The sequence below is a fragment of the Allobosea sp. WAO genome, from assembly GCF_001509835.1.
Lineage (GTDB): Bacteria > Pseudomonadota > Alphaproteobacteria > Rhizobiales > Beijerinckiaceae > Allobosea.
In genome coordinates this window covers 399,215-412,357 of record NZ_JXTJ01000003.1, presented here as the reverse complement: position 1 = coordinate 412,357, position 13,143 = coordinate 399,215, and the positions used below count along the sequence as shown (strand labels likewise).

The 13,143-nt window shown below is 67.3% G+C and carries 12 protein-coding genes; 4 read left to right on the top strand and 8 right to left on the bottom strand.

Annotation, left to right across the window (positions count from 1 at the left end; all coding sequences use genetic code 11):
* Positions 1–7: 7 nt before the first annotated feature.
* Together DK26_RS03535 and DK26_RS03530 are read right to left on the bottom strand one after the other, a co-directional pair.
* On the bottom strand, positions 8–586 hold the full coding sequence (locus DK26_RS03535) for a hypothetical protein (RefSeq protein WP_066468332.1): 579 nt from the start codon (positions 584–586) through the stop codon (positions 8–10).
* 15 nt (positions 587–601) lie between these two features.
* Positions 602–2,422 carry a PAS domain-containing sensor histidine kinase gene (locus tag DK26_RS03530; RefSeq protein WP_157089490.1) on the bottom strand — a complete coding sequence of 607 codons (1,821 nt, stop codon included), beginning with the start codon at positions 2,420–2,422 and terminating at the stop codon, positions 602–604.
* 332 nt (positions 2,423–2,754) lie between these two features.
* On the opposite strand from DK26_RS03530, the gene DK26_RS03525 reads away from it, so the two are divergent.
* Together DK26_RS03525 and DK26_RS03520 are read left to right on the top strand one after the other, a co-directional pair.
* Positions 2,755–3,039, top strand: coding sequence for a hypothetical protein (locus DK26_RS03525; RefSeq protein WP_157089489.1), 285 nt, complete (start codon positions 2,755–2,757; stop codon positions 3,037–3,039).
* A gap of 82 nt (positions 3,040–3,121) precedes the next feature.
* On the top strand, positions 3,122–3,547 hold the full coding sequence (locus DK26_RS03520; RefSeq protein ID WP_066468327.1) for a SufE family protein: 426 nt from the start codon (positions 3,122–3,124) through the stop codon (positions 3,545–3,547).
* A gap of 7 nt (positions 3,548–3,554) precedes the next feature.
* On the opposite strand, the gene DK26_RS03515 is transcribed toward DK26_RS03520, so the two are convergent.
* From DK26_RS03515 to DK26_RS03505, 3 genes are all read right to left on the bottom strand, one after another.
* Positions 3,555–4,334 (bottom strand): DUF6456 domain-containing protein, encoded by a 780-nt coding sequence (locus DK26_RS03515; RefSeq protein ID WP_066468325.1) that lies wholly within the window; start codon positions 4,332–4,334, stop codon positions 3,555–3,557.
* Positions 4,331–4,690, bottom strand: coding sequence for a helix-turn-helix domain-containing protein (locus DK26_RS03510; protein ID WP_066468779.1), 360 nt, complete (start codon positions 4,688–4,690; stop codon positions 4,331–4,333). Before DK26_RS03510 ends, DK26_RS03515 begins: the two co-directional genes overlap by 4 nt.
* 222 nt (positions 4,691–4,912) lie before the next feature.
* A complete protein-coding gene (locus DK26_RS03505; RefSeq protein WP_066468323.1) occupies positions 4,913–5,329 on the bottom strand; it encodes a MucR family transcriptional regulator in 417 nt (138 codons plus the stop codon).
* 398 nt (positions 5,330–5,727) lie between these two features.
* Between DK26_RS03505 and DK26_RS03500 the strand changes: the two genes are divergently transcribed.
* On the top strand, positions 5,728–7,851 hold the full coding sequence (locus DK26_RS03500) for a S9 family peptidase (protein ID WP_066468320.1): 2,124 nt from the start codon (positions 5,728–5,730) through the stop codon (positions 7,849–7,851).
* A 116-nt stretch (positions 7,852–7,967) separates the two neighbouring features.
* Here DK26_RS03500 and DK26_RS03495 read toward each other — a convergent pair whose 3' ends face one another.
* Positions 7,968–9,419, bottom strand: a complete 1,452-nt coding sequence (locus DK26_RS03495) for a hypothetical protein (RefSeq protein WP_066468317.1) — start codon at positions 9,417–9,419, stop codon at positions 7,968–7,970.
* 289 nt (positions 9,420–9,708) lie between these two features.
* On the opposite strand from DK26_RS03495, the gene DK26_RS03490 reads away from it, so the two are divergent.
* Positions 9,709–10,308 carry a superoxide dismutase gene (locus DK26_RS03490; RefSeq protein WP_066468314.1) on the top strand — a complete coding sequence of 200 codons (600 nt, stop codon included), beginning with the start codon at positions 9,709–9,711 and terminating at the stop codon, positions 10,306–10,308.
* A gap of 70 nt (positions 10,309–10,378) precedes the next feature.
* Here DK26_RS03490 and DK26_RS03485 read toward each other — a convergent pair whose 3' ends face one another.
* Positions 10,379–12,076, bottom strand: a complete 1,698-nt coding sequence (locus tag DK26_RS03485) for a methyl-accepting chemotaxis protein (protein ID WP_066468311.1) — start codon at positions 12,074–12,076, stop codon at positions 10,379–10,381.
* A gap of 144 nt (positions 12,077–12,220) precedes the next feature.
* Positions 12,221–13,051: a ChbG/HpnK family deacetylase gene (locus tag DK26_RS03480; RefSeq protein WP_066468310.1), complete on the bottom strand. Its 831-nt coding sequence runs from the start codon at positions 13,049–13,051 to the stop codon at positions 12,221–12,223.
* Between the last annotated feature and the right edge of the window lie 92 nt (positions 13,052–13,143).

Here is a 13,143-nt window from a genome sequence, read left to right as displayed (position 1 = left end):
TCAGTTCTCAGCGCGGCGCGGCGCCGGAGCGCGCTGTCGCCGCACCGCGGATATCCGCCGGCGGGCGCAGGTCGCCGCCGTTGATCAGATCGGCAATCGGATCGCGCGACGGCGCCGGGCGGGTGGCGGGCGCCGACTGGGCCGCCCGCGGCGCGGGCGCGACGGCGGCCGGCGGACGCGGCGCCGCCTCGCGCTGAGCCTGTGGCAGGCTGCCGGGGCGGACCGGCGGCAGGAATTCCTGCTGGGTCGGAATGCCCTGCGGCACGGCCGGCTGTGACTGCGGTTGCGGCTGGGCGGCGGGCACATCGGCACGACGTTCGGTCGTACGCGCCGGCGGCGGGCTGGTGGAGGGCGCAGACAGCATCGGCGCGGGATGACGCACCTTCTGGAAGAGCAGCGCGTTGAGCGTGATCGCCGCGGCGACCGCAGTGAACAGCAGGACGACGACGGCCCTGCCCGGCTTGCGGCCGAGCCAGCGCATCAGCCGGCTCGTGACCGAGGGCTGGCGCTTGCCGCCGCTGATGCGGCGCGGCGGCATGGAGAGCGTCGCATCGTTGCGGGCGCGGGCGGCGAGCGTTGCGGACATCTTCTCGGCTCTCGGTCAGGCGGTCAGGCGGAAGGGTTGCTTGGTTTCGAGGCCGCGGCGCGGGGCGCGGGCATGTGTGGCGATGCGGACCGGCTCGCAGGCGGCGGCGATGCCGGCCACCGGGAGGCGAACCGCGACGCGGGTTCCGATGCCGGGGGCGCTCTCGATGCTGAGAGTGCCGCCATGCAAGCCGACCAGTCCGCGCACGACCGAGAGTCCGAGACCAGTGCCGTCATAGGCGCGGTCATAGGAAGATTTGGCCTGGAAGAAGGGATCGCCCAGCCGCGGCAGGTCGGCGGCGGCGATGCCGATGCCGGTATCGGAGATCGAGAGGTCGATCATGCCGCCATCGCGCACCACCGCAAGCGTCACGCGCCCACCCGGACGGGTGAACTTCACCGCATTGGAGAGCAGGTTGAGCATCACCTGCTTGAGGGCGCGCCGGTCGCCGAGCAACTGCGGCAGGTCGGGACCGACCACGCGCTCCAGCGTCACCTGGCCGGACTGGGCCTTGAGCGCGACCACGGCGCAGCAATCCTCGGCGAGCTTGGCGATGTCGAGCGGCGCCTGCTCGATGGTCATCGCGCCGCTTTCGATCTTGGAGACGTCGAGCAGCGTATTGACGACATCGAGCAGATGGTGCCCAGAGTCGTGGATGATCGTCGCGTATTCCTTACGGCGCTCGGCATCGAGACCATTGGCGAGGTCGCCGCTGAGCATCTCCGAGAAGCCGATGATGGCGTTGAGCGGCGTGCGCAGCTCGTGGCTCACCGTCGCGAGGAACTGCCCCTTGACGTCGCTTGCCCTGACGGCCTCGGCATGGTGGCGCTCGCGCTCCTCGTCATGGACGCGACGGTCGGTGACATCGCGGGTGACGCAGACCACAGCCGCTCCGGTGCGCGGACCGGCCTGATCGATCCGCCGGGCGTTGAGCTCGAGCCAGCGAACCGTAGGCACGCCGGCGGATTCTCCGGCGCGATTGGCCACGAACAGCACGCGGAAGCTGGCGCTGGCCCGGCCGGTACCGTGAGCGGCATCGCTGAGCGCCTTGAGGAAAAGCGGACGGTCAGCGATGTGGACGCGCTCGAAAAGCCCCTTGCCATGCAGCTGCGGCGGCTCGGAGCCGGTCAGGGCACGAGCGGCCTCATTGGCGAAGACCACGCCGCCGGTCAGGTCATGCCAGGTCACGAGGTCTCCGACATGCTCGAGCATGAGGCGCGCGCGGGCGTCGGATGCGCGGTGTTCGCGCTGCTCGTCATCGCGCCGGCGCAGGAAAGCAGTGGCGATCAGCATCGCATGCACGATCGCGATGGTGACGAGAAGTGGCATAGCCGCAAAGATCCAGGGAGCAGGCTCGCCCACGACGCCCCAGCTCTGCAGCGCGACCACAGCGCCCAACCCGATCGCGGCAAGGGCGCTGCCCCGCGCCACATAGGGCCGCGAGCCGAAGAACATCGCCTCCGCAGGGACCGCGGCAAGCCATAGCAGCAGCGGCGAGGTCGTGCCGCCGGTCATGCAGGCGAGCGCGACGATGAGAAGCGTGAGCGCCGCGCCGGAAATGCAATGTGCGAGGTCGAGACGGCCAGTGCGCGACAGCACGAAGACTGCCAGCAGCGGCAGCCCGACAGCCACCAGCACCAAGGTCTCGAACAGGTCTAGCCGACCGCGCCAGGCGATATAGGCGGGCACCAGGCTGAGCCCGCCGGCACCGATCGCCAGACGGGTCAGCATGAAGCGCTCATGCCGGATGCGTTCGAGCGAGTTCGGCAACGCCGATGGGTGAACCATCGCCGCTACCTGCGCCCTGACCGCCTTCATCATGCTGGAGAACCGCAACACTCAACCTCTGTCGGCCTTCGGCGAAAAGCCTGGCCTTGTTGGGAGCGATCCTCGCGGGCTGCATTTAAGCGGGGCTTAAAGGGAAGCCGGACCAAAGCCGGCCAGCGTGCCCAAAACGATATTTATTTCATTTATTTTCAGCCACTTATCGCAAATCGGCCGAAAATTTCCACGCTACCGCTTGTTGCCAGCAAGGTGAATGGAAGCTGAAGAACAAAACCGGCTTTTGATTCAAATTGCGCCTGCCTGGCACACTCGGTGTTTCCCCCCCTGCGTTAGGGTGAGAGGGTGTGGGGTCGGGACGCCCCGCGCTAGCGACGGGGACAACCATGGCTTATCTTATGCGCAGCATCGCGTTGATCGGGCTGATCGCCCTGAACTCGCCGGTCCATGGCACGAAAAGCGAGCCCGAGGCTGCGCCCTTCGACGCGAAGGCCGCCATTTCCGTGCTGGCGCAGATCGACCCCAAGGCCGCCCTGCAAGGCGCGACCAGCCTGCGCGAGGCGGCAGAGGTGCTGGCCGGGCTGGAACCCGAGACGCGCGCCCGCGTCCTGGCGCTGGCGGCAGCCGCCGCTACGAGCCGCAGCGGCGAGGCCCAAACGCCGCAGCGCTGACGCTTGACCTGACCGGGCCGCGCGCCGAAGACAGCCTGCCGGACCGCCTCCCCGCGGCGGCCCGCAAGGTGAGCGACGGCCGATGAACGAAAACCTCGACGAGATCATTGCCAATTTCGAGGTCCTGGACGACTGGGACGACCGCTACCGCTACCTGATCGAACTCGGGCGCACGCTCGCGCCGCTGCCACAGGACGCCTACAGCGACGCCAACAAGGTCCGCGGCTGCGCGAGCCAGGTCTGGCTCGAGACGAAACGAGAAGGCGGCCCCGGCGAGGCGACGCTGCTACATTTCCGCGGCGACAGCGACGCCCATATCGTGCGCGGCCTGGTCGCGCTGGCATTGGCGATCCACTCCGGTCGCAGCGCCGCCGAAATCCTGGCAACCGACGCCTTCGGCATCTATGAGCGACTGGGCCTTGCCGCCCATCTCACGCCACAGCGCTCGAACGGGGTGCGCTCGATGATCGAGCGGATCAAGAGCGACGCCCGCGCCGCCATCGCCTGACCAAGCTTCAGCCCGGCGAAGGAAACATCGGACGGGCATCCACCGCCTGCCAGGCGTAGTGCGCGACGGGATGGCGGCCGACCTTGCGCGCCAGGCCATAGTGTTCGGCCAAGGCCGCCAGAGCCAGGCGCAGCACGACCTTGCCCGAGCGCGAAGGCCAACCTCGCTCGCGCTCGACCTCGTCCAGCCCCTTGAGAAAGCCGCAGACGTCGATCGCGAGCCCGGACAGCTCGGGGCCGAGGCGCTTGCAGGCCTGTCGAACACGCTGGCGCGCCGCCAGGCTGGCATCCGAGGCGCTGGCCGGGCCATGCGACGAGGCATGGGTTCCCGCAGCCAGCCCGGCATCCCAGTTCACGGTTACGCGCGGCAGCATCTGCGCCAGCGTGAGGTCGGCCCGGAAGCGCTCGCCGGCGGCGAATTCCGCGGCCGAGATCTGCGGCCTGCCGTCCCTGCCAGGCCGACGGTGCAGCCAGAGCAGCGGGCTTTCGCGCTCGTTCAGGGCGACTTTCCGCACTTCGCCCTCGACCGCCATCGTGGTCACGACGACGGGGCGGGTCTCGGTGAGATGTAGGCGGCGCGCCTTGCCGCTCCCGAGCCAGACGGCAAGCCCAGCCTCGACCAATGGCGCGTCCTCGCCTGCCGGCACATAGCCCGCACCAAGACTCGCTCCGGCCACGGTGCGATAGAGCGCGATGCGGCCGCAGCCAAAGGGGGATTCGGCCGCAAACGCCCCGGCCTGCCGGAGATGTCGCAGCAGGCGCTCGGTAGTCATCTCGGGAGCGCTCATCGGCCAGCCTCCGGCGCTAACGCCCGTAGCCTTAGCGTCAGCGCCGCTTCCAGCGCGGCGAGCGCAAGTTCGAAGCCCGGCTCACTGCGCCTGTCCTCGACCAGCGCACAGGCATGGCGGACGGTCGTCCGGTCGCGACCGAAGGCGAGGCCGACCTGGCTGAGATTCAACCCGAAGCCGACATGGGTGAGATACATCGCGACCTGACGGCCGAAGGCGACGCGGCTCACGCCACGCCGGCCTTGACGAAGTTTGGCCGGCGACTGGCGCAGCGCGGCACAGACAGCCGCCTCGGCGAGCCGCGCCCTGACGCTGCGGGACAAAGGGTCCGCCCCATTGGCGAAGTCAATGTTCATGATATGTTCACTCCCACACCTCGATCGCCAGACGCGATCGAGGATAGCGAACATAGGACTATATTCCTTGATCCGGCTTTTCAAGCGCGCCAGCAAGGTCGGGGACATCCTCCTGCCAAACCCTGGCAGCAGCGCTCCAAACGACAAAGCCGCCGGCAGGGCCGGCGGCTCGACATCAACTCGAAAGGAATTCGCTTCTCGGCGACTGCTCGCCTTGATCTCTCAGCGGCGCTTGCGGCGCTGCTGACCGAGGCCCATTTTCTTGGCGAGCTGCGAACGCGCCTCGGCATAGTTCGGCGCGACCATCGGATAGTCGGGCGGCAGGCCCCACTTCTCGCGATACTGCTCAGGCGACATGTTGTACTGCGTGCGCAGATGACGCTTCAGCGACTTGAACTTCTTGCCGTCCTCCAGGCAGATCAGGAAGTCGGCCGTGATCGACTTCTTGACGGCGATGGCGGGCTTGGGCGCTTCGACCGGAACCACCGGCGCGATACCACCGACGACGCGGCTCAGCGCAAGATGAACATCGTTGATCAGCGCCGGTAACTCCGAGGCCGGAACCGAATTGTTCGAGACGTAAGCGGAGACGATATCTGCTGTCAGCTCGATAAAGTCCGAACCGTCGTGGTCAGCCATGGTGGCGTTGCTCCGTTGTTTTTTTGGACCGGGCGTATCGGCGACTGGGCCCGCTCTGTTTAGGCGGCGCAAGCGCCTGCCTGATGCTGCACCGACAGCAGGTCGAATTCTGCCGGATATAGAATCGCGCAAAACGGATCAGTCGTGCAATCGTCTAATCCAAGAAAGATGACACTGCAAGCGGCAGTGATCATTTCGAATACGTTGTTTCATACATAATATTGGCGATCTCGTGTTCGCATGTGGCAACCAAATATGCACTGGCGCGAATATCTGCGCGCAACGGTTGTCTTGCCAGCGATCTCAGCCGATTTTACGAGTTCGATCTCCGTCGACGCCATCGTAAACGCCTGAACGGGTGCGACTGATGAGCGCTACGCCGCAAACAGAGTCTGGACATGCCTGAGAGATCTTCCGCGACGCCTCCCCTTGCCGAGCCTCGTCCTCTGCGCCGCACGGTTCACGGCGTTACTTTGGTCGACGAGTATGCCTGGCTGCGGGCCGAGAACTGGAAAGAGGTCCTGCGAGAGCCGGAAGCCCTGCCGGCCGATATCCGAGCCTATATCGAGGCCGAGAACGCCTGGTGCGATCGGCTGATGAAGCCGACCCGAAGCCTGCAGCGCGAACTCGTCAAGGAGATGCGCGGGCGGATCAAGGAAGACGACAGCGAGCTGCCGCAGCCCGACGGCCCCTTCCTCTACTACCAGCGCTACCGGCGCGGCGGCGAGCACCCGTTGATCTGCCGCAAGCCGCGCCATGGCAAGACGGCAGGCAAGCCAGGGCGCGAGCAGATCATGCTCGACGCCGACGCGCTCGCCGAAGACAAGGAATTCTTCGATCTCGGCGATACCGCGCATAGTCCCGATCATCGATTGCTCGCCTGGAGCGCCGATGAGGCCGGTTCGGAGCTCTACCTGATCCGCGTGCGCGACCTCGCCAGCGGCAAGGATCTGCCGGACGAGATCCGCGACACCAGCGGCGAGATGATCTGGACGCAGGACGCCACCGCCTTCGTCTATGTCGCGCTCGATGCCGACCACCGGCCCTCGCGGGTGCTGCGCCATCGGCTCGGCACAGCGCAGAGCGAGGACGAACTGCTCTATGAGGAAGCCGATCCCGGCCTGTTCGTCGACATCGACGAGACCCAGTCGCATCGCTACCTCTTGATCTCGAGCAGCGACCACGAGACCTCGGAGGTCCGCATGGTCGACCTCGCCCTTCCCGCCGACCGGCCGCGTCTGATCGCGGCGCGCCAGGCCGGGCGGCAGTATTCGGTCGAGCATCACGGCGACGAGCTGCTCATCCTGACCAATGCCGACGGCGCCGAGGACTTCAAGATCGTGCGCGCCCCGATCGACGCTCCCTCGCCGGAGCGCTGGGTCGATCTCGTGCCGCACAAGCCGGGGCGGCTCGTCCTCAACCATCTTTGCCTGCGCGGACGACTGATCCGCATGGAACGCGAAGACGGCCTGCCGCGTATCGTGATCCGCGACCTCGCGAGCGGTGACGAAAGCGCCATTGCTTTCGCGGAGGAGGCCTATGGCCTCGGCATGGATGCCGGCTACGAGTTCGACACCGACCATCTGCGTTTCATCTACGCCTCGATGGCCCGCCCGGCCGAGACCTTCGACTACGACATGACGACCGGCGCCCGCGGCCTGCTGAAACGACAGGAGGTACCTTCAGGTCATGATCCGGAGGCCTATGTCGTGCGGCGGATATTCGCTACGGCGAAGGACGGCGCCAAGGTGCCGATCTCGCTGCTGCACAAGCGCGGGCTCGTGCTCGACGGCTCGGCGCCCTGCCTGCTCTACGGCTACGGCTCCTATGGCTCGGCAATGTCGGCCTCGTTCCGCACGCGCCCCTTGAGCTTGGTCGATCGCGGCTTCGTCTATGCCGTCGCCCATATCCGCGGCGGCACCGACAAGGGCTGGCGCTGGTATCTCGACGGCAAGCGCGAGAACAAGCCGAACAGCTTCACCGACTTCATCGCCGCCGGCGAGATGCTGGCGTCCGAGGGCTACACCGCGCCTGGCAACATCGTAGCGCAGGGCGGCAGCGCCGGCGGCATGCTGATGGGCGCGGTCGCCAATCTCGCGCCCGAGCTGTTCGCCGGCATCATTGCCGAGGTGCCCTTCGTCGATGTGCTCAACACGATCCTCGACGAGAGCCTGCCACTGACGCCGATGGAATGGCCGGAATGGGGCGACCCGATCCGTGACGAGGCGGCATTTCACTGGATCCGGGCCTATTCGCCCTATGACAATATTCGAGCCCAGGCCTATCCGCCGATCCTCGCCATGGGCGGACTGACCGATCCGCGCGTCACCTATTGGGAGCCGGCGAAGTGGGTGGCGCGCCTGCGCGCGACCATGACCGGCGGTGGGCCGGTGCTGCTGCATACCAACATGGAAGCGGGACATGCGGGCTCGGCCGGCCGCTTCGACTCGCTGAAGGAGACCGCGCTGGCCTACGCCTTCGCGATCACCGCCGCGAATGGCGGCTGGAAGCGGCCGACGTAAACCGCGTCGCCTCGCCGCCGGAACTTGCCGTCATCCCGGTTGTCCGGGATGACGGGGGCGGGTCCGCGCAGAAGCCTCAAGCTCCGGCGTTCACCGGTTTCGTCCGGATGGCGCGCTCAGCCCGGTCTTGAATCCAGCCGGCTTTTCTCGCTGGCGAGATAAGCCTTGAGTTCGTCCATCGAGGCGAAGGCGTAATCGCCGTCGGGCGTGCGCGCCTGAATCGAGCCGTCGGCATAGATCGTGAAGTGCGTCTCGCCGACCTGGTAGGCGCCCACAATGCCTTCCTCGGAAGCGGAAGGCTTGTCCGCCTCCGGGGCGGGAGCCTCGGCTTCCGGCGCCGCAGGCTCTTCCGCCCCATGCACGAATTCGGGCGCGGCCGCTTGCGCTTCCGGCTCCGATGCAATCTCGGGCTCGTCCTCTGCCGTCGCAACCGACGGCAGCGCCTCCTCTTCCAGCTCGGACGCAGCCTCCGCAGCTTCCTCGGTGTGCGCCGGAATCTCGTCCGTGGCGGCAGCCGGCTCTTCGAGCGCATCGAGCGTGTCACTGCTGCGCGGCTGCGTCACGGGCGGCCAGGGGCGCGGGGCCATCCAGTCGCTCACCGAGTCGAGCGAGCGCCGCGGCGGCTCGATTTCGGGCGCGGCGCCAGGCTTCGCCAAGGCGTCGGTCAATTGCGCGCGCAGCGCGCTGAAATCGTCGTCGGCTGTTGCTGCCTTCGGCGCCGTCTTCGCTTCATCGCCGGCGCGATCGACCTGCGGCCACCAGATCGGCGCCGCCTCGGCAGCCGGGGCATCGTCCTTCGCTTCAGCCTCCGGCTCCTCCTGCACTTCGGATTTGGGCTCGAAGGCGAGCTCGGTCTGGTTCTCCGAAGCCTGATCCGCTTCCGGCTCGGCCTCGGGCTCATCGCTCAGGTCCGCCGGCTTCCCTTCCGGATCGCGCATCGGGTCCTGCGCCGGCATCGGCAGCAGCGCGGCCTCGAAAAAGTCGGGCTCGACCTTCTCGACCGCCTCGGTGCTGCCCGGGACCTCGGCATCACGCGAGGCGGGCGGCAACAGCCAGTCGTCATGATCGGTAGCCAGCTTCGGCTCCGGGGGCTCGGCCAGCGGCTCCGGCTCCTCCGCGGCAGGTGCGATCGAGGCAGCGACCCGCTCGGCCGCTGCCTCGTCATCGCCGGCGCGTCGCTCGGGATTCGACAATCCTGTCAGCGCGCCACCGAGCGCGATCGCTCCCGCGCCTGCCGCGACCGCGGCGCCGCCTAGCCCCGTCCCCGAGGGGCGCACTTCGTCGCGCGGCGTGATCGGCGTGGGCATCGGAACCGGCGCCCGATCGTCATGCCTGACGGCATTCAACGAAACCGCCGTCACCGCGCTGGCCACCAGGGTTTTCAGCCGGCGGATTTCGGCGAGGATCGCCGCCGCAGACAGCATCAGCAGACCGGCCGCGAACGAAAGCGCACCGAGGATGACCTCGGTGAACCCCCGCTCCAAGACCCGATAAGGCCAGCCATCGACGATGGCATAGGCGCCACCGGCCAGCAGGGCGAGCCCGAGTACCACGAACAACTTGACCAAACGCTCGCTCCTTCGAGACGGCAGAGTCCTGTGACAGCTTGCCGCCTCATGGTTAAACTATTCATACGCCGCAGTATTGCCAACCGGGCGCCCGGCGCCGCGCACGGCAGAGTCGAAGTCAAGCCACGCCCGCGCTGCCGCGATCTCTCCGCTTGCCGGTTGCCGCTGCCGCCTTCGCAGCTTAACTAACGGGGGAATGGCGGACGTTCCGCCGGGCCTGACGGCTCAAGCGATACATCATTGCAGCCATTCTCACGTCGCGATTTCGACAGCCCCAAGGAGAGGCCCTATGTCCTTTACCCTGCCCGATCTTCCCTATGCCCACGATGCGCTGCAGCCCTTCATGTCGAAGGAGACGCTGGAGTACCACCACGACAAGCATCACCTTGCCTATGTCAACAACGGCAACAATGCGATCAAGGGCACCGAGTTCGAGGGCAAGTCGCTCGAGGAGATCGTCAAGACCTCGTATGGCAAGAACCCGGCTGTCTTCAACAATGCCGGCCAGCACTACAACCACCTGCATTTCTGGAAGTGGATGAAGCCGAATGGCGGCGGCAAGCTGCCGGGTGCGCTGGAGAAGGCGATCGTCGATTCCTTCGGCTCCGTCGAGAAGTTCAAGGAAGATTTCGTAGCCGCCGGCGTCGGCCAGTTCGGTTCGGGCTGGGCCTGGCTCGAGGTCAAGGGCGGCAAGCTCGCCGTCAGCAAGACCCCGAACGGCGAGAGCCCGCTGATCCATGGCGCGACCCCGATCCTCGGTGTCGACGTCTGGGAGCACTCCTACTACATCGACTACCGCAACCGCCGGCCCGACTATCTCAAGGCCTTCCTCGAGAGCCTGGTGAACTGGGATTACGTCGCCGAGCTCTATGACGGCGCCAAGGCCTGATCCGGCCACAAGCGACCAAGACGGAACGGGGCCCTCGCGGGCCCCGTTTTCGTTTCCGGCGCGGAACGCTCTAGACGGCGACGCGCTTCAAGAACTGATCGACGGTCGAATCGAGCCGCATCGCCTGGGCCGAGACTTCACCGGCGGCGTGGCGGACCTGCTCGGCCGAGCGGCCCGTTTCCTCGACGCTGTCGGCCAGCACGCAAAGGTCGCTCGACACCGACAGGGCGGAGGTGCTCGCCATGGCGACGCCGCTGGCGATCTCGCCGGTGGCGATCGCCTGCTGCTCGACCGTGGTCGCGACCGCATTGGCGAAGCTCTCTATGGCACCCATGCGGCTCGCGATGCTCTGGATCGCGCCGACGACCTCCCTCGTCGCCCCCTGGATCGCACTGACCTGGGCGACGATGCGGTCGGTCGCATCGGCGGTCTGGGAAGCGAGGCTCTTCACCTCGGCGGCGACGACGGCGAAGCCGCGGCCCGCCTCGCCGGCCCGGGCGGCCTCGATCGTGGCATTGAGGGCGAGCAGATTGGTTTGGGCGGCGATGTCGCGGATCAGGTTGACCACCTCGCCGATGGCGCGTGCGGTCTCATCCAGCGCATGCACAGACCCCGCCGTGTCGCGCGAAGCGGAGGCCGCCTCGACAATCTCGGTGCGGACGCGGCGAACCTGGAATTCGACCTCGCGGATCGCGGCGCCCATTTCCTCGGCGGCCTGGGCGGCGCTCTCGACATTGGCGGAAGCGCCCTGCGAGGTCTGCGCAGCCCGGGCGGCGCGCTCGGAGGACTCGGCTGCAACCTGCGCAAGCCCGCCCGAGGCCTCGCCCATCCGGTCGGCATTGCTCTTGAAGGCCTCGAGCGCGATGCCGACCTCGCCGCGAAACATCGCGATCGCCTCGTCGACATGCTGCTGGCGCTGACGGCGCTCAGTCTCGGTCGCGAATTGCTGTTCCTGCAGGGTGGCGCGCTCGCCGAGGCGCAGCTTGAGGATTCCGAGCGCACGGGCGATGGCGCCGATCTCGTCGCGGCGCCCGGTCGCGTCGATCGGCGTGTCGAGCTTGCCGTCGGAGATGCTGACGATCGCCTGTGTCATGCTCTTCAGCGGCTTCATGGTCCGCGACAGCGAGAACCAGAGCAGTGGCCCAAGGACGAGCAGAAGGCCGAGCCCCAGCGCGATGGTCACGAACTGTTCGCGGGTTGCGCGGGCGACGAGGCGGCTCTTGTCGAAACGCAGCGCGACATAGCCGATCTGCTTCTGGTGACCACCGACCCGCACGACGAGGAGCTTGGTGAGGTAGGTCTTGTCCTCGAGCTGGAGCGGGCTGTGCGCGCCGAGCGCATCCCATGGCTCGCGCCCCAGCGCCCTGGCGAGGTTGTTCGGCGTCAGTGAGAGCCGCGCATCCTCGTCCCGGCCGGCGGTGGCGAGCGCCACCACGTCGTCGGCGACGATGCCGGCAGCGAAGTCGGGGTCGCGCTTCAGCGATTCCAGAATGTAGCTCAGCGTCGTGGTATCGCGTGACAGGATCAGGGCCGGCGCGGCGTTGACCACCATCGCGGTCAGAGAGTTCATCTTCTGCTCGAGGTCGCTGCGCGTCTTACCGTCATTGTAGCGGGCGACGGCGATGACCACGATGATGATGGCGATCGCGACGATCGCTACGGCCGCACCGGCGATCTGTCTGCTGAGCGATCCCGAAGCTTCCTCGGATGGGTCCCCTGCGGGTGGCGTGGCCTGCGGTTTCTCCGCCCGCAGCTTGAACCAGCTCATCTTGCTCTTTTCCTTGCGGGCGCAGCCGACGCGGCCGTGCTGGCGCAGCCAGACCGCTGGCGGAGAAGATGACAGAACAGGGTAAATTTTCGATTGCGACGCCCAGATCGGTTTATGCAATTATTGCGTGCAACAATGCCGGTATCAGCCGAGTTCGCGAAAGCGGGCGAGGCGTAATCCAGGCGGCGGGACGAAGGCCTGGAGCGCGGCATGCTCGACCGGCCGGGATCCGATGACGGGGTCGAGCGCGCGCAACTCGTCGTCGATGAAACCGGGATGGCACATCACCAGATGCGCCGGCCCCGGCCGCTTCAGGAAGCGCGGCAGATCGGCGGCGAAATCGCGCGTCGGATCGAAAGGCGACACGCCGGAAAAGCCGTGATTGAGCGGGATTCCGCGCCGCGCCGCGGCAGGGCGCAGCCCGGAGGCGAGACCGGCGATGACCAGCGCCTTACCGACGGCCACGCCGCGGGCGCGGATCGCGGTCACAGAATCCGCGGGGTCGCGCAGATAGACGGAGCCCTGCGGATAGCGCGCCGCGATGGCGTCCAGCACCGCGCGACGGACGCCCGGCAGCACGTGGACGTGCTGGTGGCCGTCGACGAAGTCGGGCGCGCGCCCGAGCGCATCCTCGAAAGCGTCGAGCTGGCGGGCAAGCTCGGCAGCAATCTCGCGGCGCGCCGCCGCCGAGCCCAGCGCCAGACGCGAAAGTCCACCCAGTTTCGGCAAGCTCCCGCCCGGGGCGAGGATCGGCATGGCCGCGAGCGGCGCACCGCTCGTCAGGTTGAAGTGCAGGCCGAGATCGGCCCTGCCGGCGAAGGCTCCGAGGTCGCCTGCAAGGCCACGCCAATGCGGCCGGTTGGTCATCGCGCCGGTGGCGGAGAGCTTGCCCCGCGCGAGCAGTTCGAGGATCGAACGGCTGACGCCCACCGTCATGGCGAAATCATCGGCACAGAGCACGAAACCGCGGGTCATGACGGTCTGTTGTCCCTCGTTCATCGAGCGTGATGTAAGTAGCCGCCGGCGGAGCCGGTGCGCGTCCCGGTCCGCACCATCACGACGCCACC

Coding starts and splice junctions, on each gene's coding strand:
- DK26_RS03535 (WP_066468332.1), bottom strand. CDS start 586: ATGTCCGCAACGCTCGCCGCCCGCGCCCGCAACGATGCGACGCTCTCC.
- DK26_RS03505 (WP_066468323.1), bottom strand. CDS start 5,329: ATGGCTGACCACGACGGTTCGGACTTTATCGAGCTGACAGCAGATATC.
- DK26_RS03515 (WP_066468325.1), bottom strand. CDS start 4,334: ATGAGCGCTCCCGAGATGACTACCGAGCGCCTGCTGCGACATCTCCGG.
- DK26_RS03520 (WP_066468327.1), top strand. CDS start 3,122: ATGAACGAAAACCTCGACGAGATCATTGCCAATTTCGAGGTCCTGGAC.
- DK26_RS03525 (WP_157089489.1), top strand. CDS start 2,755: ATGGCTTATCTTATGCGCAGCATCGCGTTGATCGGGCTGATCGCCCTG.
- DK26_RS03490 (WP_066468314.1), top strand. CDS start 9,709: ATGTCCTTTACCCTGCCCGATCTTCCCTATGCCCACGATGCGCTGCAG.
- DK26_RS03485 (WP_066468311.1), bottom strand. CDS start 12,076: ATGAGCTGGTTCAAGCTGCGGGCGGAGAAACCGCAGGCCACGCCACCC.
- DK26_RS03500 (WP_066468320.1), top strand. CDS start 5,728: ATGCCTGAGAGATCTTCCGCGACGCCTCCCCTTGCCGAGCCTCGTCCT.
- DK26_RS03510 (WP_066468779.1), bottom strand. CDS start 4,690: ATGAACATTGACTTCGCCAATGGGGCGGACCCTTTGTCCCGCAGCGTC.
- DK26_RS03480 (WP_066468310.1), bottom strand. CDS start 13,051: ATGACCCGCGGTTTCGTGCTCTGTGCCGATGATTTCGCCATGACGGTG.